Source organism: Nocardia terrae, from assembly GCF_009760405.1.
GTDB classification, from domain to species: domain Bacteria; phylum Actinomycetota; class Actinomycetes; order Mycobacteriales; family Mycobacteriaceae; genus Nocardia; species Nocardia terrae.
On sequence record NZ_WRPP01000004.1, the window covers coordinates 537,496 to 558,854 of the forward strand.

Annotated in this window: 20 protein-coding genes; 14 read left to right on the forward strand and 6 right to left on the reverse strand. The window is 68.2% G+C overall.

The window, feature by feature from the left end:
• The first annotated feature begins 215 nt into the window (after positions 1 to 215).
• From GPX89_RS22590 to GPX89_RS22600, 3 genes are all read left to right on the forward strand, one after another.
• On the forward strand, positions 216 to 1,058 hold the full coding sequence (locus tag GPX89_RS22590) for a DUF2786 domain-containing protein (protein ID WP_235947752.1): 843 nt from the start codon (positions 216 to 218) through the stop codon (positions 1,056 to 1,058).
• Positions 1,059 to 1,069: 11 nt separating this feature from the next.
• Positions 1,070 to 1,582 (forward strand): TIGR04338 family metallohydrolase, encoded by a 513-nt coding sequence (locus GPX89_RS22595; protein ID WP_157389569.1) that lies wholly within the window; start codon positions 1,070 to 1,072, stop codon positions 1,580 to 1,582.
• A gap of 69 nt (positions 1,583 to 1,651) precedes the next feature.
• Positions 1,652 to 2,569: a DUF6745 domain-containing protein gene (locus GPX89_RS22600; protein WP_157389570.1), complete on the forward strand. Its 918-nt coding sequence runs from the start codon at positions 1,652 to 1,654 to the stop codon at positions 2,567 to 2,569.
• Here GPX89_RS22600 and GPX89_RS22605 read toward each other — a convergent pair.
• A complete protein-coding gene (locus tag GPX89_RS22605; RefSeq protein ID WP_328602183.1) occupies positions 2,550 to 3,533 on the reverse strand; it encodes an o-succinylbenzoate synthase in 984 nt (327 codons plus the stop codon). The two genes, GPX89_RS22600 and GPX89_RS22605, sit on opposite strands and share 20 nt — an antisense overlap.
• Positions 3,534 to 3,654: 121 nt before the next feature.
• On the opposite strand from GPX89_RS22605, the gene GPX89_RS22610 reads away from it, so the two are divergent.
• Positions 3,655 to 4,776: a hypothetical protein gene (locus tag GPX89_RS22610; protein WP_157389571.1), complete on the forward strand. Its 1,122-nt coding sequence runs from the start codon at positions 3,655 to 3,657 to the stop codon at positions 4,774 to 4,776.
• Between the two features lie 40 nt (positions 4,777 to 4,816).
• Complete coding sequence (locus GPX89_RS22615) at positions 4,817 to 5,152, forward strand: hypothetical protein (protein ID WP_157389572.1); 336 nt, start codon at positions 4,817 to 4,819, stop codon at positions 5,150 to 5,152.
• An 18-nt stretch (positions 5,153 to 5,170) separates the two neighbouring features.
• Here GPX89_RS22615 and GPX89_RS22620 read toward each other — a convergent pair whose 3' ends face one another.
• Entirely contained in the window at positions 5,171 to 6,340 is a 1,170-nt protein-coding gene (locus tag GPX89_RS22620) for a thiolase family protein (RefSeq protein ID WP_157389573.1), read from the reverse strand.
• 92 nt (positions 6,341 to 6,432) lie between these two features.
• Between GPX89_RS22620 and GPX89_RS22625 the strand changes: the two genes are divergently transcribed.
• Positions 6,433 to 6,942, forward strand: a complete 510-nt coding sequence (locus GPX89_RS22625) for a winged helix-turn-helix transcriptional regulator (RefSeq protein ID WP_157389574.1) — start codon at positions 6,433 to 6,435, stop codon at positions 6,940 to 6,942.
• A gap of 48 nt (positions 6,943 to 6,990) precedes the next feature.
• Here GPX89_RS22625 and GPX89_RS22630 read toward each other — a convergent pair whose 3' ends face one another.
• Positions 6,991 to 8,061: an ABC transporter ATP-binding protein gene (locus tag GPX89_RS22630; RefSeq protein WP_328602184.1), complete on the reverse strand. Its 1,071-nt coding sequence runs from the start codon at positions 8,059 to 8,061 to the stop codon at positions 6,991 to 6,993.
• Between the two features lie 118 nt (positions 8,062 to 8,179).
• On the opposite strand from GPX89_RS22630, the gene GPX89_RS22635 reads away from it, so the two are divergent.
• From GPX89_RS22635 to GPX89_RS22645, 3 genes are read left to right on the forward strand one after another with little or no spacing between them, the layout of a single operon-like run.
• Complete coding sequence (locus tag GPX89_RS22635; protein WP_157389575.1) at positions 8,180 to 8,959, forward strand: LLM class F420-dependent oxidoreductase; 780 nt, start codon at positions 8,180 to 8,182, stop codon at positions 8,957 to 8,959.
• 45 nt (positions 8,960 to 9,004) lie between these two features.
• Positions 9,005 to 10,831: an ABC transporter substrate-binding protein/permease gene (locus GPX89_RS22640; RefSeq protein WP_157389576.1), complete on the forward strand. Its 1,827-nt coding sequence runs from the start codon at positions 9,005 to 9,007 to the stop codon at positions 10,829 to 10,831.
• Positions 10,828 to 11,553: an amino acid ABC transporter ATP-binding protein gene (locus GPX89_RS22645; protein WP_157389577.1), complete on the forward strand. Its 726-nt coding sequence runs from the start codon at positions 10,828 to 10,830 to the stop codon at positions 11,551 to 11,553. The genes GPX89_RS22640 and GPX89_RS22645 overlap by 4 nt, the downstream gene beginning before the upstream one ends.
• 70 nt (positions 11,554 to 11,623) lie before the next feature.
• Here the strand turns inward: GPX89_RS22645 and GPX89_RS22650 are convergent, their stop codons facing one another.
• Positions 11,624 to 12,352: a glycoside hydrolase family 25 protein gene (locus GPX89_RS22650; RefSeq protein WP_235947755.1), complete on the reverse strand. Its 729-nt coding sequence runs from the start codon at positions 12,350 to 12,352 to the stop codon at positions 11,624 to 11,626.
• A gap of 94 nt (positions 12,353 to 12,446) precedes the next feature.
• Positions 12,447 to 13,787 (reverse strand): glucosylglycerate hydrolase, encoded by a 1,341-nt coding sequence (ggh, locus tag GPX89_RS22655; RefSeq protein WP_157389579.1) that lies wholly within the window; start codon positions 13,785 to 13,787, stop codon positions 12,447 to 12,449.
• A 295-nt stretch (positions 13,788 to 14,082) separates the two neighbouring features.
• On the opposite strand from ggh, the gene GPX89_RS22660 reads away from it, so the two are divergent.
• From GPX89_RS22660 to GPX89_RS22675, 4 genes are all read left to right on the forward strand, one after another.
• Positions 14,083 to 15,303, forward strand: a complete 1,221-nt coding sequence (locus GPX89_RS22660) for an RNA-guided endonuclease InsQ/TnpB family protein (protein ID WP_198347543.1) — start codon at positions 14,083 to 14,085, stop codon at positions 15,301 to 15,303.
• A 4-nt stretch (positions 15,304 to 15,307) separates the two neighbouring features.
• Positions 15,308 to 16,015, forward strand: a complete 708-nt coding sequence (locus tag GPX89_RS22665) for an SDR family oxidoreductase (protein WP_157389580.1) — start codon at positions 15,308 to 15,310, stop codon at positions 16,013 to 16,015.
• Positions 16,016 to 16,171: 156 nt separating this feature from the next.
• A complete protein-coding gene (locus GPX89_RS22670) occupies positions 16,172 to 16,987 on the forward strand; it encodes a polysaccharide deacetylase family protein (RefSeq protein ID WP_157389581.1) in 816 nt (271 codons plus the stop codon).
• Positions 16,988 to 17,054: 67 nt separating this feature from the next.
• Entirely contained in the window at positions 17,055 to 17,846 is a 792-nt protein-coding gene (locus tag GPX89_RS22675) for a polysaccharide deacetylase family protein (RefSeq protein ID WP_157389582.1), read from the forward strand.
• Between the two features lie 19 nt (positions 17,847 to 17,865).
• Here the strand turns inward: GPX89_RS22675 and GPX89_RS22680 are convergent, their stop codons facing one another.
• Complete coding sequence (locus GPX89_RS22680) at positions 17,866 to 19,812, reverse strand: helix-turn-helix domain-containing protein (RefSeq protein WP_198347544.1); 1,947 nt, start codon at positions 19,810 to 19,812, stop codon at positions 17,866 to 17,868.
• Positions 19,813 to 19,968: 156 nt separating this feature from the next.
• On the opposite strand from GPX89_RS22680, the gene GPX89_RS22685 reads away from it, so the two are divergent.
• Entirely contained in the window at positions 19,969 to 21,348 is a 1,380-nt protein-coding gene (locus GPX89_RS22685) for a tannase/feruloyl esterase family alpha/beta hydrolase (protein ID WP_157389583.1), read from the forward strand.
• The last annotated feature ends 11 nt before the right edge of the window (positions 21,349 to 21,359 follow it).

The window sequence follows — 21,359 nt, forward strand, 5'->3', positions numbered from 1 at the left end:
CGAATACTCCAGGGTCGAGACGTGAGCGGCGGCACACCCAGCCGGTTGCACACAGGAAGATACATGGTGGATGTTCCTCGCGCGGGGACTACCTGCTCCCTCGCGCGTGACCACGGCATCGTCGGTGCAGGCCAGGCGTACCTCCGCCTTCGCTCCGGCCATGCGCAAAAGACTTCGGACGGCTGCGCCGACAGCGCCCACTATGCTGTGTCCCGATGTCTTCTCAGGACAAGATGCTCACACGGATCGGCGGACTGCTGCGGCAGGCCGAATCGACCGACAACGAGCACGAGGCGGAAGCGTTCCTGGCGGCCGCGCAGCGGCTCGCGACCGGCTCCTCGGTGGATCTGGCAGTGGCACGGGCACATATCGCGAATCGCGAACGACGGCCCACGCCCGCTCAACGCGTGATTCCCATCGGCGAGGCCGGAAAACGCGGTCTGCGAACCTATGTGCAGTTGTTCGTGGCCATCGCCGCGGCCAATGACGTGCGCTGTGACGTGGCCCGCTCGTCGACGACGGTGTACGCCTATGGATTCGACACCGATATCGACACCTGCGAGGCGCTCTACACGAGCCTGCTGATCCAGATGGTCCGTGCCTCCGACCAGTACATCAAGTCGGGGTCCTACAAGTCGGCCACCACCGAGAAGCTCGTGGTCGAGCGCCGCTACGGCCGCACGGTCCAGCGGCCCGTGCAGGTGCCGGTCGCCGCGGTGACCGCGCGCCTGAACTTCCAGATGGCCTTCGCCTCGCGCATCGGCCGCCGCCTCGCCGAGGTCAAATCGGATGTGGAGGCCGCGGCCGTCAAGGCCGATGCCGCCGAATCCGCGCCCACCGGAACGGCGCTCGCGCTGCGGAACAAGGAACTCGAGCTCACCGATTTCTACAGTCGCACCTCCGAGGCGCGCGGCACCTGGCGTGGCCCGCAGGCCTCGGCCGGATACTCGGCGGCCGCGCGGCGGGCCGGTGACCGGGCGGGCAAGGCCGCGCGGTTGGGTTCGTCGCCGGAGCTGGGCGGCGCGCGCGGCCAGTTGCCCCGCGGCGCGGGCGAATAGCGAACGCGCGCATGGCGGTACGGGATGCGCAGCGGTCCCGGGTGTACGACGCCGAGGGGCTGGTGCGCGGCATGTTCGACCGCGCCGACGAGTTCGGGACGCGAACGGTCGAACTGCACGGTTCGCGGATCACCCTGCCGATCGAGCGGCGGTTCGCGTCGGTGGACTCGGTGCAGACCTACGTGGAGCGGGTGCTGGCACTGAATTGGGTTCGGGCGCAATGGGATCGGTCCGCGGTCGCGGTCACGGTGCGGGCGCGGGCCGGAGCGAAGGCCGCGCACTACGAATCCGAGGGCGCGGTGCTGGCCGTCCCGCTGCACGCGGGTGGAACGGCCTGGGCGCTACGCGAATTGGTGATCCTGCACGAACTGGCCCATCACCTCGAGCCGAAACCGGATGACGCGGCCCCGCACGGACCCGAATTCTGTGGTCGCTATATCGAATTGGTGGACGGCGTCATCGGTCCGGAAGCGGCCCTGGTGTTGCGCACCACAATGTATTCCTGCGGAATCCGTATTGCCTGATCGTCGTTCCGGTGTCATGATCGGATACATGATCTCCCTCTCCAGAAAGGCGCTGCGCGCCTCGGCGCGGTGAACCGCGCATTCTCCCCGCGACACTCCTCGGATCGCGGGATTCCCCTGGTAGAACGTCTCGAAACCGCGCTTCGGCTGCGCGATGACCGGGTCCGAACGGGCCTCGGTACCGAACCGGCCGACCGGGATGCCGCGCAGGGCGCGGTCAGTGAGATATACCGATTACTCGGCGAAGCGCCACCCGAATTCGTCTGGGTGGATTCGCCTGTCGCGGCCGCGACACTGTTGCGGAACGATCCGGATGAATCGGTCCGCGGATTCGGCAAACTCCCCCCGTCGGTGATTCCATTCCGGCGCTGGCCATTTCCGCAACGGCTCACCGCGCTGAAATTCGAACTGCGACATCGATTGGGCAAGAGCATCGATCCGCGCCGGCACGCCTGGGAGCCCGCGGCCGGGTTCACCAAGCGGGAATGGCCCGCCTCGACGCTGCCGGAATTGGTGGCCAGGGGCGTCCCGCCCGTGTGGATCCTCGAGCTCATGGTGCGTGAGCCCCTGCGGGAGACGTTGCGGGACACCATGTATCAACCCCTGCGTGCGGCCCTGCTGGGACCGGAGGACCGGTCCGTGGAGCGCGCCGGATACGAGCAGTACGACACCTGGTCGGCCACGTTCTACGACATCTGCCGGAGCGTGGGGTTGGCCGAATACCGCGCCGACGACGCGCACCACCTCGATCAGTGGCTGATCCTGGCCCGCGGCACCGGATGGTGGTGGCCGGGTGCGCGGCGTTGCGTCATGGCCGAACGGCCGACCGCCCTGCACGTCGAAGCGCGCCCGCGCGTCCTGTACGGGCAGCTGCGATTGCATCGAGCCGAGGGACCGGCGGTCGAATTCGCCGACGGGGCCGAGGTTTTCGTCCGGCACGGCACCGTCGTGCGCGAAGGATCGAAGGTCAGGGCAGCAGCGTCCTGACCCTGGCGAGCCGCTGCCGCCACCACTGGACCCGCTCGGGGTCGGGGTGGCGGTAGCGCTCGAGCAGGTCGGGATCCGGGGTCGGCGCGATGCGGGGAACCTCGAGGTAGCCCTCGACCGGGCGCAGCGGTTCGGTCACCGCGTCACCGGTGAGCAGCGACAATGTGTCCAGGCCGCAGGCGAAATCGAGGTGGGGCAGCGCACCGGCCAGGGCGACCTGGGCGGCCAGGCCGACGCTGGTCTCCAGGGCCGAGGACACCAGGCAGGGCAGTCCCGCCGCCTCGGCCACCTCGAGCGCGCGCCGGACCCCGCCCAGCGGAGTGCATTTCAGCACCGCCACATCGGCCGCCCCGGCCACCGCCACCCGCAGCGGATCCTCCGCGCGCCGAATGGATTCGTCCGCGGCGATCCGGACCCGCACCCGCTTGCGCACGGCGGTCAATTCCTCGATCGTGCGGCAAGGCTGCTCGACATACTCCAAACCGCCTGCGGCCCGGTCGATCCGCTCGATCCGGTCCACGGCGGTGTCCACATCCCACAGTCCGTTGGCGTCGACACGGACCGCGCCCCCGGGTCCGAGCGCGTCGCGGACGGCTGCCACTCGGTCCAGGTCCTCGCGCAGCGAGTCCGGATGATCGGCCACCTTCACCTTGGCGGTGCGGCACCCGGACGCGGCCACGATCTCGCGCGCCCGCTCCGGTCCGACGGCGGGCACGATGCAGTTGACCGGCACCCGATCCCGCAGCGGCTCCGGCCATCCCGTGGTCACCTGCTCGACCGCGGTGGCCAGCCAGGCCGCCGCCTCGCGATCGTCGTACTCGGGAAACGCGCAGAACTCGCCCCAGCCGAGCGGACCGGGAATCAGCATTCCCTCGCGAACGGTGATGCCCCGGAACCGGGTCCGCATGGGAATCGCGTAGACCACCGCCGACTCGAAATCCACCGCATCTGCGCTGTCGCTCACGTCCGCACCCTAACGGGCGCCCGGTGTCTATCCGGTGGCGGCGGGGCCGTGCGCCCGTCACAATGCGCAATGAGGCCGATCCCCGGCTTCACCGACCTGCGCCTTGGGGGAGACCGCAATCATGAACCCGCCCAACGAGCCCCGTCGCCCCGCCGGCGACGGCGGACCCGCCTCCGACTCCGGCCTGCCCCCGATGCCACCGCGCCCGGCGGGCGGGCAGCGGAATCCGCCGGGTCCACCGCAGCGTCCGCAGCCGCCCCTGCCCGGGGGACCGGCCGGTCCGCCCTCGGCGGAGGACCTGGCCGGGTCCGCGGGCCCCACCCTCCCCGGCGGCGGTCGGTCGAACCCACCGCCGCCACCGCCGAGTGGCGGTAATCCCGGTGGACAGCGGAGCGGATTCGAAGCGGCGGGGCCGACCGTGCCCAAGGGCGGTCGGCAGGCACCGCCCCGTCCGGCGCCGCCGCAGCCGCCCAGCGGGCCACCCGGCGCACCGCACGCTCCCGGAAACCCCGGCGGCCCCACTCGTTCCGGCGGGCCGTCGCGGCCGCAGCCGCTCGCGGGCCCCCCGGGTTCCCGGCTGCCCGCGCCCTCGGGGCCGGGGCATCTCCCCTACGGCGGTGGGCTCGGACAGCTGGACGGCGGCCCGTCGGGTCAGGGCGGCCCGCCGCCCTCGGCGGGCGCGGCGCCTCAGCTCGGCAGGACGAATCACCCGGCGGGTGAGGAGGTTTCGCCCGAGGCGTGGCCGCCCGGCGGCACCCTGTTCGCAGCGGGCCCGGCCGGGCCGGGACAGGCGTTCGGTGAGAACGACCGGACCATGCCCGCCAAGCTGCCCCCGGCGGAGGCGGCCGCCGCGGCCCTGCCGAAGGCCGCCGCGGAGCGGAAACCGGTGCGCCGCAAGGATGTCCTGATCTCCGCCCTGCTGTACCTGGTCGGCGCGGCCGTGGCGTTCGGCTTCGCCTACGACCTGTTCGCCAAGCTGTTCGACCTGGTCCACAACCGCTGCGCCCTGCAGAAGAAGGACTTCACGGTCCAGTGCGCGGTGATCCGCCCGCCCGCTTCCGCATTGTGGGGCTTGCTGATCGGTGGCGGCGGCATGTTCCTGGTCCTGGTCGGCGCGATGGTGCTGGCCGCGGTGGCCGCGATGACCGGCCGCCGCGCCTGGATCTGGACCGCCGCCGCGCTCCCGATCATCGCCGTCGCGGGCGGGGCCGGACACATTCTGGTGGCCACCGCGATCAACTGATCACCGGTCGCGTCGATCCGTGACGCGGCATCCTGGAACGGTGGCCGATCGATGGCGGCCGCCCCTGGCGGTCGCGGATTTCATTGCCACCGTGGTGATCTACGTCGGAGCCTGCGCTACGGCCTGGACGGTGGCGGGTTTCGTGCCGGAATACCGCCGCCTCTTCCCGCCCGCCGCCGATCTCCGCTACCTCCCGCTGGCCTACGCCGTGGCGTGGCTGGGCATCGGCATGACCCTGGTGCTGGTTCCGGTGTGGACGATCCACGCCGTACGCCTCCGTCAGCGCGCGTGGCCCACCGCGATGGTGGCGTTCCCGCTGCTGGCGGAGGCGTGGATCCTCGGCCTGCTGACCGCGATCGTCGCGGTGCCCCGATAGGTCACCGCGACGGCGGCCTCAGAGGCGTTCGTAGAGGGTGGCGTTGGCGAGGCCGCCCGCCTCGCACATGAGGTGCAGGCCGAAGCGGGCCTCGCGGTCGTGCATGGCGTGCACCAGCGTGGTGGCGATCCGGGTGCCGGAGGCCCCGAGCGGGTGGCCGAGGGCGATCGCGCCGCCGTTCACGTTGACCTTGGACAGGTCCGCGCCGGTTTCCTGGGCCCAGGCCAGCACCACCGAGGCGAAGGCCTCGTTGACCTCGAACAGGTCGATGTCGGAGAGATCGAGTCCGGAGCGCTGCAGGATCTTTCGGGTCGCGGGGATGATGGCGGTGAGCATGAACAGCGGGTCGTCACCCGCGACCGCGAAGCTGTGCACGCGGGCCAGGGGGCGCAGTCCGAGCTGGGCGGCGCGTTCACCGGTCATGATCAGCGTCGCGGCGCTGCCGTCGTTGATCTGGCTCGAGTTCGCGGCCGTGACGCTCCAGTTGATCTGCGGGAAGCGGGCGGCCATCGCCTCGTCGTAGAAGGCGGGGCGCAGTGCGGCCAGGGTCTCCAGGGTGCCGCCCTCCCGGATGCCCTCGTCGTGGGCGAGCCCGGCGAAGGCGGCGAGCTGGGCCTCGAACGAGCCGTTCCGCGTTGCGGCGGCGGCCTTTTCGTGGCTGGACAGGGCGAACTCGTCGAGCTGGGTGCGGCTCAGGCCCCACTTGGCGGCGATGAGCTCGGCGCTGATGCCCTGCGGTACCAGGCCCTCGGGGTAGCGCTGTGCGAAGCCGACGCCCGCGATGTCCTCGGCTCCGATGAGGTTGGCTCCCATGGGAACCCGGCTCATGGACTCCACGCCGGCGGCCACCGCGATGTCGTAGGCCCCCGAGATGACGCCCTGCGCGGCGAAGTGGATGGCCTGCTGGCTGCTGCCGCACTGCCGGTCGACGGTGGTGGCCGGAACCGATTCGAGGTATCCGGCGGCCAGGGCCGCGCGGCGGGTCAGGTTGGAGCCCTGTTCCCCGACCTGGGTCACCACGCCGCCGATCACGTCGTCGATCAGGGCCGGATCGATCTCGCTGCGGCGCACCACCTCGCGCAGGCTGTGGGCAAGCAGGTCGGCGGGATGTGTGCCGTGCAAAGCGCCGTTGGCCTTGCCCTTGCCGATCGGGGTGCGGACCGCTTCGACGATGACTGCGTCTCTCATGACGTTCCTTCCAGCAGCTAGCTTCATTGCTCTGAAGTCAGAGTAGGAGCTGGCAATAGTTGGGGCAAGTCAGCATGGGTATGATGTACGCCATGTCGGCCATCATGGAAGGAAAACTGAGCGACCTGCTCTCGTGGAAACCCGAGAACTGCTCGATCGCCAAGGCGATGGAGATCGTCGGCACGCGCTCGGCGATTCTCATACTGCGCGAGGCCTATTACGGCATGACGCGCTTCGACGGGTTCGCGACCCGGGTCGGGATCACCGACGCGGCGGCGTCGAGCGCGCTGCGCAAGCTGGTCGACGCGGGGCTGCTGGAGAAGCGGCCCTACCGGGAAGAGGGCAAGCGCACGCGCAACGAATACGTGCTCACCCAAATGGGTTTGGACTTGCTCCCCGCGGTCGTCGCGTTGTGGCAGTGGGGAGACAAGTACCTGCAAGAAGTACCACCGCTGGAACGTCTCGAGGACACGACCGGCGAGCCGGTGCGCGTCGAACTCCGCAGCGCCTCGGGAAACCAAGTGCCACTGGAGAATCTGCGGGTCCGGGTGAACGACGAATGGCGGCGCAAGCGAACGCGTCGCGCGCATACGGCCGAATAAGGGGGTCCGGGGGCATTGCCCCCGAACCCCCTTGTCACCGACCGGAGGTCAGTGCAGGCGACGCCCGTCCTCCGGGTGGAAGAAGTAGGTGTGGTCCGCGTCCGCGACCAGCGCGAGGCGGGTGCCCTTGGCGGGCGGGTTGCGCCAATCCGCCCGCGCCACAATGGTTTCCCCGTCACCGAGGGTGCGGCCGTAGATGTAGGCGTCGGAGCCGAGCTCCTCGACCACGTCGACCTCCATGGCGATGCCCGCGCCGTCGCCGACCGGTTCCAGGTGCTCGGGCCGGATGCCGACCACCACGCGCTCACCGGTGGCCGCGGCCACCGAACGCGGCAACGGCAGCGGGCAGCCGCCCAGGATGACCGAGCCGTTGCCGACCGGCAGGGTGAACAGATTCATGGCGGGCGAGCCCATGAAGCCCGCGACGAACAGGTTGGCCGGGTCCCGGTACAGGTCGCGCGGTGAGGCGCACTGCTGCAGCAGCCCGTCCTTGAGCACGGCCACCCGGTCGCCCATGGTCATGGCCTCGACCTGGTCGTGGGTGACGTAGACGGTGGTGGTGCCGAGCCGGCGCTGCAGCTGGGCGATCTGGGTGCGGGTCTGCACGCGCAGCTTGGCGTCCAGGTTGGACAGCGGTTCGTCCATGAGGAAGACGTGCGGCTGGCGCACGATGGCCCGGCCCATGGCCACCCGCTGGCGCTGACCGCCGGACAGCGCCTTGGGCTTGCGGTCCAGATACGGTTCGAGGTCGAGCAGCTTGGCCGCCTCCAGCACGCGCTGCTGACGCTCCTCCTTGGAGACCTTGGCCATCTTCAGCGCGAAGCCCATGTTCTCCGCGACGCTCATGTGCGGGTACAGCGCGTAGTTCTGGAACACCATGGCGATATCGCGTTCCTTGGGCTCGGCGTGCGTGACGTCCTTGTCCCCGATCAGGATTCGGCCGTCGCTCACCTCCTCGAGTCCCGCGAGCATGCGCAGCGAGGTGGATTTGCCACAGCCCGAGGGCCCGACGAGAACCAGGAATTCGCCATCGGCGATCTCCAGGTTCAAGGCGTCGACGGCGGGGGTGGACGAGCCCGGGTAGAGCCGGGTGGCCTGGTCGAAAGTCACCGTTGCCACGGTTTAACACTTCCCTTCACCGGCAGGAACGTGCCGGACGATCCGTAGTACAGGGTCGGCCAAGAGCGTAGCCGAGGGCAGAATGGGCCACAGTGATCGCCGAGACCAGGAGCATCCAATGAGCCGAGCGGTTCGTATCGGAGTTCAGTTGCAGCCCCAGCACGCCCCCAATTACGGCCTGATCCGGGACGCGGTGCGGCGGTGCGAGGACGCCGGGGTGGACGTCGTCTTCAACTGGGACCATTTCTATCCGCTCTACGGGGACCCCGAGGGCGCGCACTTCGAGTGCTGGACCATGCTGGGCGCGATCGCCGAGCAGACCGAGCGGGTCGAGATCGGCGCGCTGGTCACCGGCGGCGGGTACCGGAATCCGGATCTGCTGGCCGATATGGCCCGGACCGTCGACCACATCAGCAACGGGCGGCTGATCCTCGGCATCGGGGCGGGCTGGTTCCAGAAGGACTACGACCAGTACGGGTACGAATTCGGTACGGCCGGAAGCCGTCTCGCGGGGCTGAAGGAGGCCATGGCCCGCATCACCGACCGGCTGGCCAAGCTGAATCCGCAGCCGGTGCGCGACATCCCGATCCTGATCGGCGGCGGTGGCGAGCGCAAGACGCTGCGGCTGGTGGCCCAGTACGCCGATATCTGGCACAGCTTCTCCGACATCGAGGTGCTGCAGCGCAAGATCGGGATTCTCGGGGAGCACTGCGCGGAGGTCGGCACCGACGCCTCGGCCATCGCGAAGTCGGTGGCCTGGCCGGGCATCGATCAGGTCGACGGCTATGCGGACGCGGGCGTGACGCTGTTCACCGTGAGTTCGGGCGGACCGGACTACGACATGGGCCGGATCCTCGAGGCGGTGGCCTGGCGGGATCGCCACAACGAATCGGCCTGAGGGTAACTCTGGGATAGCAAATCTGTCCTACTAGGGTGATTTGCCATGGTTTCCTTGCGCCCGGGCGCGCCCCGACGCCGTCGGCCGACCCGTCTCTCGGCAATCGCGGGGGTATTGCTGGTCGGCCTGCTCGGAACAGTGACGCTGGGCGCGGGCGGCGCGGCGGCCGACGGCGGCGACAAATGTTCGCCGCCCGGCATCGCCTCCGCCAGCGTCGCGCCGACCAATCTGGCGACCGGAAAGCCGGGCGAATCGGCGGACCGGTACACGACCGCCACCACCGAACCGCTGGACAAGGTCGACATCAGCAAGCTGGGTCTGCTCACCCCGGGCAAGCTGACGGTGGGCACGATCTCCGACGCGCCGCCGAGTATCTGCCTGAACAGCCGGGGCGCTTACACCGGTATGGACAACGAACTGCTGAAGGCCATCGGCGCGAAACTCGGCCTGCAGGTGGAGTTCATCGGCACCGAGTTCGCGCCGCTGCTGGCCCAGGTCGCCAATGGCCGGTTCGATGTCGGCTCCTCCAACATCACCACCACCGACGACCGCCGCAAGCAGGTCGACTTCACCAACGGCTACGACTTCGGTTACGTCTCGCTGGTGGTGTCGAACGGCAGTGCCATCAAAGGCTTTTCGGACCTGCACCGCGGCAATCGGATCGGCGTCGTGCAGGGCACGGTGCAGGACGACTACGTTGTCAACGAACTGCACCTGGACCCGGTGAAATTCCCGGACTACGCCACCGCCTACGCGAACCTGAAGTCCGGTCAGCTCGACGCCTGGGTCGCCCCGTCCGCACAGGCGGAGGGTGCGATTCAGCCCGGTGACGCGACCTCGATCGTGCAGAACACCTTCAGCCTCAACAACTTCGTCGGCTACGCGGTACGCAAGGGCAATCAGCCGCTCACCGATGCCCTCAATGCCGGACTGGACGCGGTGATCGCCGACGGCACCTACCTGAAGCTGTACGAAGACTGGGTGCCGCGCCAGCCGCCGCCGGGCTGGAAGCCGGGCTCGAAGGCGGTCGCCGCGCCGGACTGGCCGGACTTCGCGGCCATCGCCGCCGAGCACGCGAACGGCAAGCCCGACAACAGCGGGGTGGCGCCGAAATCCACGCTGCGGCAGTTGAAGGACACGTTCTTCGACTGGTCGTTGTACCGCAAGGCTTTCCCGGACCTGATCAAGACCGGCCTGCCCAATACCCTGATCCTGGCCTTCGTTTCGGGTCTGCTGGGCACCGTGCTGGGCATGCTGCTCGCGGTCGCGGGCATCTCCCGCACTCGCTGGTTGCGCTGGCCCGCACGGATTTACACCGATATCTTCCGCGGCCTGCCCGCCGTGGTGATCATCCTGATCATCGGTCTGGGCGTGGGTCCGGTGGTCAAGAACATCACCGGCAACAACCCGTATTGGCTGGGCGCGGTGGCGCTGGCGCTGCTGGCCTCGGCCTATATCGGTGAGATTTTCCGCTCCGGCATCCAGTCGGTGGAGGCCGGGCAGCTGGAGGCGGCCCGCGCCATCGGTTTCGGCTACCGCCAGGCCATGACGCTGGTGGTGATTCCGCAGGGTGTGCGCCGGGTGCTGCCCGCGCTGATGAACCAGTTCATCGCGCTCATCAAGGATTCCTCGCTCATCTACTTCCTGGGCCTGCTGGCCACCCAGCGCGAGTTGTTCGCGGTGGGCCGGGATCTCAATGCGCAGACCGGGAATCTGTCGCCGCTGGTCGCGGCGGGGCTGGTGTATCTGCTGCTGACGGTGCCGCTCACGCACCTGGTCAACTACATCGACAAGCGCATGCGCGAGGGCCGTCCGCAAACCGCCGCCGAACCGGTCGAAACGGCCGCCATCACCGAAGGGCGTGGAGCATGAGTGCCTCCCTGACCGGCACCGGTCTGCGATTGACGCTGGGCCACAACGAGATCCTGCGCGGCGTGGACGTGCACGTGGACGCGGGCAAGACCACCACGGTCATCGGCCCGTCCGGCTCGGGCAAGTCCACGCTGCTGCGGGTGCTCAACCGGCTGCACGAACCCGACTCCGGCGATATCCTGCTCGACGGCAAATCGGTGTTGACCGAGAACCCGGATCGGCTGCGCCAGCGGATCGGCATGGTGTTCCAGCACTTCAACCTGTTCCCGCACCGGACGGTCGCCGACAATATCGCGCTCGGTCCGCGCAAGCTGCACGGTCTGTCCAAAGAGCAAGCGCGCACGCTGGCGGTGCAGCAACTGGAGGCGGTCGGGCTGGCCGGGAAAGCCGATGTGCGCCCGGCGAATCTGTCCGGCGGGCAGCAGCAGCGCGTGGCGATCGCTCGCGCGCTGGCCATGAAGCCGGACATCATGTTCTTCGACGAGGCCACGTCCGCTCTGGACCCCGAGCTGGTCAAGGGTGTCCTGGCGCTCATGTCGGAGCTCGCGCAGGGCGGCATGTCGATGATCGTGGTCACCCACGAAATGAGCTTCGCCCGTTCGGTTTCCGACCGGGTGGTGTTCATGGACCACGGTCAGGTCGTCGAAACCGGCACGCCGGAACAGATTTTCGAGAACGCCGAAACCCCCCGCCTGCGGCAGTTCCTGTCACAGGTGCTTTGAACAACTCTCGTAACTCGGGCCTCCGCCTCCCCACGGCCGGGCGAGCTCCTGAAACCCCGAGGAGGCGGTGTCAGCTGCTGCCGCGTCCGGATCCGCTGGCGCTGCCGCTGAAGGGCATGTTGGCGTAGCCCGCGAAATCGCCCTGGGCTCCGCTGTAGACATTGAGGTCGACGGACCCGCCGATGCCGGGAATCGCGCCGGAGCTGGTGGTCTGCCAGAAGGTCCAGGCGGGCCAGCCGCCCGGCACCTCCGGCTGGTCGTTGCCCCGATAGTCGGCGATCCACAGCGGGTAGGAGGTGAACTGGTCGGTGTCGGCCATCGCCGTCTGCCAGAACCGGGGATAGGTGTAGATGATCGGCCGCCGGCCGGTCATGGCCTGCACGGTATTGAGGTACCGGTGGGTCCAGTCGATGAGCGCGTCGGGCGGCAGGCCGCCGGAATCCTCGATGTCCAGTACCGGCGGCAGGTCCAGCAGTCCGTTCTGGCCGAGCACCAGGGCCGAATAGAACGCGCCCTGTAGCTCGGGGGATTCGTTGGGGCGCGCGAAATGGTAAGTGCCGCGGGCGACCCCGGCCATCCGCATGGACAGGCTGTCCTGCACGAAGAAGGGGTTCACGTAGTTGAGCCCCTCGGTGGCCTTGAGCATGGCGAACTGGTACCCGGCCGCCCGCACGCCGAACCAGTTGATGCCCCCGCCGCCGGGATGCTGCCAGGAGGCCACATCCGGGCCCTCGATATCGGCGGCGGCTACCCCGGCTGGGGTAGCTATCAGGATGCCGGCAGCTGCGATTGTGACCATTTTCATCAGGCTTCGTCCGGTCATGCCAAAAAACGCTAGGCCGGACGGTCGCTATAGCCGTGAAGGCGCGACTGTGATATTCGCCAAACGTTAGCTATCCGAGCCAGTCGAGGACCGAAGCGGCGGTCCAGGACTGCTGCATGCTGCCCAGCGGCAAGCCGGTGAAGGGCTCGTAGTACTCGGCGAAGCTGCCGTCACTGGCCTGTCGCAGACCCTCCGCACGCAGCATGAACGAGCGTTCCGCCCAGCCGCGGCGGGCGAAGACCCACGAGAACAGCCAACTGATCACCGGCCACACCGGGCCACGCCAGTACTCGCGCGGGCGAAAGTCCTTGGACACCGGGGACGTCGAGGGCGGCAGCGCGTAGCGCAGATCGGGATGCCCGCACCAGCGTGGGCCCTCGAACAAGCGCAGCAACCGCCGTTCGGCATCGCGCGGCAAGCCTCCCGAGATCAGGGGCGCGAAGCAGGCGAGGGTCTCGGTCTCGATCCACTTGTCCGCGCGCACATCGAAATCACGGGCCACTCCGCTGCGGGCGTCGGTGGTGGCGACCACGCCCGCACGGAAGTAGTCGGCCCACTCGTAGAGCTCGCGCACATCCGCGTGCGGCTGCTTGTAGTCCTCGCCGATATTGGCCAGCACATCGCAGGCCAGGGCGAAGATGGCGGTGACGAATACGTCCTCGACGGCGAAGCTCATGGTCGAGGCCAGCTGGTAGTCGTCGTAGCCGCAGCGCCGCATCTGCTCGACCAACCACAGGTAGCGGTCGTATTCGCGGTCCGAGGGCCGCTGGGTGGGGTCGCCCACCACCTGCGTGTCGGCGCGCTCGTAGGGCGGCAGGTCCGGCCCCGGAATCACGTTCTCGTAGGCGCGATCCCAGCGTGGCGAATTGTCCATGCCCGATTCCCAGCCGTGGTACAGCGTGATCCGGCCGTGCTGCTTGGGGTCTCGGGCATAGGCCAGCCAGCGGTGCCAGCGCATCAGGTCGGGCCAGCGCCGATTCAGGAAGTCCTCGGCCACCGCGCGGGTGCTGCGGCCGTGCCGGCGCGAGTGGTCCAGAATCCGTTGCACGGCAATGGCATGCACGGGCGGCTGGGTGATGCCCGAGGTGTCGGGCCCGTCGGGCGCGTCGGCGGCGAGTCTGCGGCACTCCCAGCGCGCCGGGCCCGGGAAATAGCCGTCCACGCCATTGGCGAAGACGATGTGCGGAATCATCCCGTTGCGCCACTGCGCCGACAGCAGGGTGTCGAGTTCCAGGGCGGCGCGTTCGACGCTGAGCGGGGCCAGGCCCACGGCCACGAAGGCCGCGTCCCAACTCCACATGTGCGGATAGAGTCTCGGCGCGGCGCTGGTCATGGTGCCCAGGTCATTGCCGCGCAGCAGGTAGGCGGCCCGAGCCGCGAGCTGGGTGGGCGTGAAACCAGGGTGGGACATCGCCCTATTCTGCGCTGGAACCTGTAGGTATGCGCGGCGGGTCGGATCGTATGCGGAGTGACGGTCGGATCGAACTGGGTCGTCAGATTGCACCTGTTCGCCTTCTCGAATCAGCTGGATATCCGGAAATGCATGAAGTATTCGTGTCACAGACCGTCTCGTGCTCGGTGATCTGAGCAAGTTGACGGCTCGTTGCGCTCGAATCATCGCCGAGTCCAGCCGACTGGTTACCGACACGCCGTTCCGGTATCGATCTTCGCTTATCACACGGTTGCCGCTGTGATAACGTCGCCGAGTGCGGACGGCGTATCGGTGTCGGGCTTACCCGACCGATGAGCAGGCGGTGAACCTGGCTCGTACGTTCGGCTGTGTTCGGAAGGTCTGGAACGAGATACTCGAATGGCGCACCAAGCGTTACCGCGTCGACGCCGTGCGAACGAACTACGCTGAGGCGGATCGCCACTTGACCGAGCTCAAGAGACGCCCGGAACTGGCGTTCTTGAACGAGGTTTCGGCGGTTCCCCTGCAGCAGACACTTCGTCATCAGTACAAGGCATTGACGAGCTTTTTCGCTCGTCGTTCCCGCTATCCCCGGTTCAAATCACGCAACTCCCGCCAGGCCGCGACCTATACGCGGGCGGCGTTTCGCTGGCGCGGCGGAACCCTCTGGCTGGCAAAACAATCGGAACCCTTGCGGTTCGTTTGGTCCTGGCCCGACATCGACCCGGCGACCTTGTCGCCATCGCTGGTGACCGTGAGCCGTGACGCGGATGGCTGTTGGTACGTCACGCTGCAACTGGACACCGATGCTCCAGGCGAGTTGCCCGCCACCGGCGCGGCCGTTGGTCTCGACGTTGGCATCAACTCGTTCGCGACCACCAGCGATGGTGACAAGATCCCGAATCCGCGACTCATGGAACGTAAGCAACGCAACCTGGCTCGCTACCAGCGGCGTATGGCCCGCACGGAAAAGGGTTCCCGCAACCGAGAAAAGGCTCGGCGCCGGGTTGCCCGTGCGCATGCGCGAGTCCGCCGAGCGCGCGCAAACTTCCTGCACGTCACCAGCACTGAACTGATCCGTCGCTACGATGTCGTAGTTGTCGAGGACCTGAACGTGTCCGGCATGATGCGCAATCACAGGGTGGCGCGTGCGATCGGCGACTGCGGGTGGTCGACGTTTCGGGCAATGCTCGGCTACAAGGCCGAAAAATGGGGCAGGCGTTTTGTCGTCGTCGACAGATATTTTCCCAGTTCCAAGACATGCTCGAACTGCGGACATCTACTTGCGCAACTGTCGTTGAAGACCAGGTCCTGGACCTGCCCGTCCTGCCGCACCCGTCATGACCGGGATGTGAACGCGGCGAAGAACATTCTGGCCGAAGGACTTTCGGCGACGGCCTGTGGAGCTGATGTAAGACCGGGAGGACTGCCCTCCGGCGATCGGCCGCGAAGCAGGAAGCCTGACTCGCGAGGGTTGGAATCTGGGTCCGTACGGGCCGAGGGGAAGTCAAGGTGATCTCATGACGAACTACTCGTTGAGAACCGAGAGCGACCAGCCGACCGCGCTGATCACCGGGGCCAGCCGCGGGCTCGGCGCGGCCATCGCCCGGGAACTGGCGCCCGCGCACCGGCTGCTGCTGGGCGCGCGCACGGCGGAGGCCCTGGGGCCGATCCTGGGTGAGCTGCCGGGCAGTGCCGGATGGCCGGTCGATCTCACCGACTATGCCGCGGTGGCGAACGCGGTGGAAGGCATCGAACGACTGGATGTACTGGTTCACAATGCCGGAACAGCCGACCTGGGAACGATAGCCGAATCATCGGTGGCGCAGTGGCGGAATACGTTGGAAGCCAACCTGATCGCGGTCATGGAGTTGACCAGGCTGTTGTTGCCCGCGCTGCGCGCCGCCAATGGCCATGTGGTGCTGATCAATTCGGGCGCCGGACTGCGGGCCAATCCGGGCTGGGGTGCGTACGCGGCCAGCAAGTTCGGACTGCGCGCTTTCGCGGACGCGCTGCGCCTCGAGGAGCCGGCACTGCGGGTGACCTCTGTACATCCGGGGCGCATCGACACCGACATGCAGCGCGAGATCGTCGCCGGGGAGGGTCGCGAGTACGAGCCGCGCGAATTCCTCACGGCCGGAACGGTGGCGCGTGCCGTGCGCAATGCCGTGGAGACGCCGCGCGACGCGCACCCCACCGAAATCGTGTTGCGTCCGATCGCACGCTGAGACCCGCCGTACGCTGAGAGGAGCCTTAATTTATTCGCCGAATTTCGATCATTTCGCACAGATTTCGTGTTCAGTTCACGGCCCGTGGATATAACTGATGTGCCCGCGAGGGAGGCATGGCAAAAAGGACACATACCGTCGGAGTGAACAACACGTATGGATAGACGACAGTTGCTCGCACTGCTCGCCGCGGGCGCTGCGACAGCCCTGACGGGCTGCTCCTCGGGGACGGACGCCTCCCGGTACAAGGTCACCCCGCGGATCAGCGGGCCGATGAAGACGCCTACAACCTCCGTGGCCGCCGCGTCCGCGCAGACGCTGCCCAAACCGCCGGGCGGTCCCAAGTCCGCGATTCCCGCCGGGACCATTACCGCCCTGCCCGGCACCGGCAACAACTTGGCGCTCACCATCGACGACGGGGCCAGCACCGAAGTGGTCGGCGCGTACATCAAATTCGCGCAGGACACCGGTGCGCGGTTCACGTTCTTCGTGACCGCGAGTTACGACTCCTGGACCACCCATCGCGCCACCCTGCGGCCGCTGGTGGAGTCGGGCCAGATCCAGCTGGGCAATCACACCTGGGATCATCCGGACCTCACCAAGTTGTCCGCGACCGAGCTGTCCTCCCAGCTCACCAAGGCAAAGACATTCCTGCGCAACAACTTCGGCGTCGACGGGACGCCATATTTCCGTCCCCCTTACGGCCGGCACAATGCTACGGTCGACAAGGTGGCAGCGGATCTCGGATACACCGTCCCGGTCATGTGGTACGGCTCGCTGTCGGATTCGGGCGTCATCACCGAGGACTACCTGATCGAGTGCGCGCGAAAATATTTCAACGCGCAGGCCCTGGTCATCGGGCATGCCAACCATCCCGCCGTCACCCACTGCTACGGGCAGATGGTCGACATCATCCGTGAACGCAACCTGTCGATGGTGACGCTCAACGACGTGCTGACATCGCCGACGTAGCCGGGACTCGTTGGGGGAGTGGAAGTCCCGGCGTCATCGAGGCCGGGGATGAGGAACGAGGTTCGACATGGACAGGCGACGACTGCTGACAATGCTGGCCGCGGGCACGGCTGCCACCTTGCTGGGCACCGGTGAATCCCGCGCCGACTTCCCCTTCGACACCGGATCCTCCGGGATCGTCCCGCAGATTCCCGGTATACCGCAGGTGCTGCCACCGGACTACGGGCCGAAGACGCCGATCGGACCCGGCACGATATCCGCCCTGCCCGGCGACGGAAACCATATGGCGCTCACCATCGATGACGGCGCGAGCTCCGAAACCATCCGCGGCTTCATCGATTTCGCGCGCAACACCGGAGCTCGGCTCACCTTCTTCGTCACCGCCTACTACCCCGGATGGCTCGATCACCGGGATGTGCTGCGCCCCTTGGTCGATTCCGGTCAGATCCAGCTGGGCAACCACACCTGGGACCATCCGGACCTGACCCGGCTCTCCGGCGGCGCGATCGCCGATCAGCTGAACCGGTGCAAGGACTTCCTCTGGAACCAGTACGGGACCGACGGCACCCCGTACTACCGCCCGCCCTACGGTCACCACAATGACAGCGTGGACGCCGTCGCGGCCGACTGCGGCTACACCGTTCCGACCATGTGGTACGGCAGTTTGAACGACACCAACAAGGTGATCAGCGAGGACATGCTGCTCGATGCCGCCCGGCAGTGGTTCCGCGCCCAGGCCATCGTGATCGGCCACGCCAACCGCCCGACCGTCACCCATCTCTACGACCAGCTCACCGACATCATCCGCGAACGCAACCTGCAACTGGTCACCCTCAACGATGTGCTGATCCGTCCCTAGGACGCGTCGTCTGCGCGAATCATCCGGTGAAGACGGCGGATTCGCGCAGGCGATGCAGGCGCAGGGCCAGCTGGATCTCGAGCGCGCGATCGGGATGCTGCCAGCCCTCGCCGAGCAGTCCGGTGATGCGCTCGAGCCGCTGGGTCACCGTGTTCACGTGCACGTGCAGCTGTTTGGCGCTGGTGCTGAGGCTGCATCCGCTGGCGAAATAGGCGTCCAGGGTGTGGACCAGTTCGGTGCGGCGGCGCAGGTCGTAGTCGACGACGGGCCCGAGGGTCTGGTCCAGGAACGCGGGCGCGTCGGCGTCGCCGCTGATCAGCAGGCCGACGAAGCCCAGATCCGCGGCGCTGGCGCAGGATCCGGTCCGGCCCAGGGCGTGCAGCACGCGGACGCAGCGCAGGGCCTCGCGGTGGGCGGTCTCGGCCTCGGCCGGAAGCGTCACCGGTCCCGCACCCGCGATGGTCGCGCGGGATCCCAAGGCCGCCGCCAGTTCTCGTCCGATCTGGTCGGCGGCGGCGCCCGGATCCGCGCCGGGCAGCAGCAATGCGGTGTGCTCGCCCCGGGTTGCCGCCAGGCCGTGATGGGATATCCCGTAACCCGTTGTCCAGGCGGCCATTCTGCGATGCCCGCCGTGGTCGACGACCACCAGGACATGCGGCCGGCCGAGGTCGATGCCGAGCAGCGCCGCGCGATTCTCCAGTGTCTCCCGGTCGGTGACCCGCCCGGCGAGCAGATCGTCGAGGAGTTCGCCGCGGACGCGGCCCTCGGCCTCGGCGATGCTGCGGCGGAACAGTAACAGCAGCGCGGTGACCAGCGCCGCGCGCTCGAGAATGCGCTGATCGGAGTCCGACAGCGGTTCCGGATGCTGCAGCACCAGGGTGCACAGCGGTTCGCTGCCCGCGCCGCCGGGGGCGGCCCAGAGCTGTTTCAGCTGCGCGGTGCGCCCGAGTTGGGCCGCCGCGGTGGTGATCTCACTCAGCAGTCGGTCGTCGTCGAGCTGATCGTGCGGCTGACCGCCCGGCGCGTCCACCAGGCCGATGCGGCGGCCGTCGGCGTCGAGCACCAGCAGCGTGCCGCCCAGGATATCGGCGGCGACCGCGGCCACATCGTCGACCCCGCCGCCGCGCACCACCACGTCGGTCATGCGGTCGTGGGCGCGCGCCGCGCGGTCCACGGTGTTGTAGTGGGCGTGCATGGCCGCGTTGGCGGCGCTCAATTCGGCCAGCGCCGTGCGGGTTTCGGTGAGCAGCCGGGCCGAGTCCAGGGCGATGGTCGCGTGCGCGGCCAATGAGGACAGCAGCGCGATCTCCTCCGGCGCGTACGGGCGGGCGTCACGGTGCGAGGCGAACAGCACCCCGATCACCTTCTCGCCCAGCTTCATCGGCACCCCGAGGATGGCCACGATGCCCTCGTCGCGGACCGCGCTGTTGATCTCGCGGGTGTGGTGGAAACGCTGGTCGGCGAAGTAGTCCGGGGTGCAGTACGGCATACCGGTCTGCTGGACCAGCCCGCCCAGTCCCGCACCCATCGGCAGTCGGCAGGCCCGGAAGGCCGGTGCTCCGGAACCGTCGGTGACCCGCATGTAGGTATCGCCGCGCTCGGGATCGGGCAGGGTCATGTAGGCGATATCCGAGCGGAGCAGCCGGCGCGCGCGATGCACGATGGCCCGCAACACCGCGTCCACATCCCGCAGTCCCGCGAGGTCGCTGGCGGTGTCGAACAGCGCGGCCAGTTCGGCCTCGCGGCGGGCCCGGCGCTCGAGCAGCGCGCGGACCCGCAGGGCCGACAGTTTCGCGGCCTCCAGCCCGGCCAGCTCGGCCGCGGGGGCCCCGGCGGCGCGCGCCTCCAGCACGGGAGCTTCGAATTCGACGGCCGGAGCTTCCCGCTCGAGCAATTCCAGGAAGATCTCGCAGGTCATGGCGTGCCATTCTGGCCGAACTCCGGCCCGGGCGGGCGGGAATGCCATGGGGGATTCCCACATAGTGGCGACCGGTCATATCCCTGTGGGCCACATGAGGTGTCGGTCGACACATTCGCGCCCCGAAGTGTGGGTGGCACCCACCTGGTCGCGAGCGTGGCCGCTGAACAGACTTTCCGGCATTTCCGCTCGAGAGGGAGCCCGATGCCGAAAGCACACAGACGTGGAGCGTTCCGCCGCCTGGCCGCGCACACCGCCATCGCGACGGCCGCGATCGTGGTGGCGGGATCCATGGCCGCCGGGCAGCACGCGGTCCGAACCGCGGGCTGTGCGGCTCCGCTGGTGGCCGGGGCACAGCTGCAGGTCGCGGACTGCCTCGACGACCTGACCACCGCGGGCACGGTCGCCTCGGGGCACACCGTGCCCGCCGACTGGGCGGGACTGCACCCGGCCGGGGCTCGGAACCCCAGCGGCGTGCCCGGGATGCAGATCGACGGCTACTTCCCCGACAACTCCACGACCAACACCAACAATGGCTGGAATCACGACAGCCAGTTCGTGATTCGGCTGCCCGAGCACTGGAACGGCGGGCTGGTGGTGAGCGGGTCGCCGGGGAACCGGCGGCAATACGCCAACGACTTCACCATCTCGGATTGGGTGCTGGCGCAGGGCTACGCCTTCGCCGCCACCGACAAGGGCAATACCGGCGCGGAGTTCTACCGTGACGACGTCGCGCCCGGAGATGCCATGGCCGAGTGGAACAACCGGGTCACCCAGCTGACCGTCGCGGCGCAGGCCACCGTCGCGCAGCGCTACGGGCGACTCGCCGCGCACACCTACATGGCCGGGGTCTCCAATGGCGGCTACCTGGTGCGGTGGCAATTGGAGAACGCGCCCTGGCTCTACGACGGCGGCGTGGATTGGGAGGGCACGCTGTGGAGCGATGCCGCGAACCCGCTGACCTTCCTGCCGCCCGCCATCGCGAATTACGGTGACTCGGCGTCGAATCCGGTCGCCCGTGCCGCCGTGGTCGCCGCGGGCTTCCCGGCCGAGTCGCAGCCGCTGTGGGAATACCACGACAAGACCTATTGGGATCTCACGCAACGGGTCTACCGCCAGGAGTTCGATCCCTCGTATTCGTCCGTGGTGGCCGGAACTCCGTTCTGCGCGAGCGGAACTCCGCAGTGCGACGCCGACTACGATTACGCCTCGCGTCCGGCCGCGGTCCACGACGCGGTCGCTCGCATCGCGCTGACCGGCCGAATTCAGAAGCCGCTCATCACTGTTCACGGCACCCTCGACACCCTGCTGCCGATCGGGCGTGACTCCGACCTCTATGCCGCCATGATCCGGGACCAGGGTCGTGCCGACCTGCACCGGTACTACCGGGTCGAGGGCGGCAACCACGTGGACGGCCTGTACGACACCCACCCGGATCTGCTGCGGCCCATGCTGCCCTGCTTCCGCAGCGCCTTCTCCGCACTCGAATCCTGGACGGCCGCAGGGCAATTGCCGCCGCCGGACGCGACCCTGGCTCGGCCCGCCGCCGGCGACCCGGCCAATACCTGCCCACTGGGCAACTGAGAGAAAGAAGA

Coding starts and splice junctions, on each gene's coding strand:
- GPX89_RS22590 (WP_235947752.1), top strand. CDS start 216: ATGTCTTCTCAGGACAAGATGCTCACACGGATCGGCGGACTGCTGCGG.
- GPX89_RS22595 (WP_157389569.1), top strand. CDS start 1,070: ATGGCGGTACGGGATGCGCAGCGGTCCCGGGTGTACGACGCCGAGGGG.
- GPX89_RS22610 (WP_157389571.1), top strand. CDS start 3,655: ATGAACCCGCCCAACGAGCCCCGTCGCCCCGCCGGCGACGGCGGACCC.
- GPX89_RS22620 (WP_157389573.1), bottom strand. CDS start 6,340: ATGAGAGACGCAGTCATCGTCGAAGCGGTCCGCACCCCGATCGGCAAG.
- GPX89_RS22625 (WP_157389574.1), top strand. CDS start 6,433: ATGTCGGCCATCATGGAAGGAAAACTGAGCGACCTGCTCTCGTGGAAA.
- GPX89_RS22635 (WP_157389575.1), top strand. CDS start 8,180: ATGAGCCGAGCGGTTCGTATCGGAGTTCAGTTGCAGCCCCAGCACGCC.
- GPX89_RS22640 (WP_157389576.1), top strand. CDS start 9,005: ATGGTTTCCTTGCGCCCGGGCGCGCCCCGACGCCGTCGGCCGACCCGT.
- GPX89_RS22645 (WP_157389577.1), top strand. CDS start 10,828: ATGAGTGCCTCCCTGACCGGCACCGGTCTGCGATTGACGCTGGGCCAC.
- GPX89_RS22650 (WP_235947755.1), bottom strand. CDS start 12,352: ATGGTCACAATCGCAGCTGCCGGCATCCTGATAGCTACCCCAGCCGGG.
- ggh (WP_157389579.1), bottom strand. CDS start 13,787: ATGTCCCACCCTGGTTTCACGCCCACCCAGCTCGCGGCTCGGGCCGCC.
- GPX89_RS22665 (WP_157389580.1), top strand. CDS start 15,308: ATGACGAACTACTCGTTGAGAACCGAGAGCGACCAGCCGACCGCGCTG.
- GPX89_RS22670 (WP_157389581.1), top strand. CDS start 16,172: ATGGATAGACGACAGTTGCTCGCACTGCTCGCCGCGGGCGCTGCGACA.
- GPX89_RS22675 (WP_157389582.1), top strand. CDS start 17,055: ATGGACAGGCGACGACTGCTGACAATGCTGGCCGCGGGCACGGCTGCC.
- GPX89_RS22680 (WP_198347544.1), bottom strand. CDS start 19,812: ATGGCATTCCCGCCCGCCCGGGCCGGAGTTCGGCCAGAATGGCACGCC.
- GPX89_RS22685 (WP_157389583.1), top strand. CDS start 19,969: ATGCCGAAAGCACACAGACGTGGAGCGTTCCGCCGCCTGGCCGCGCAC.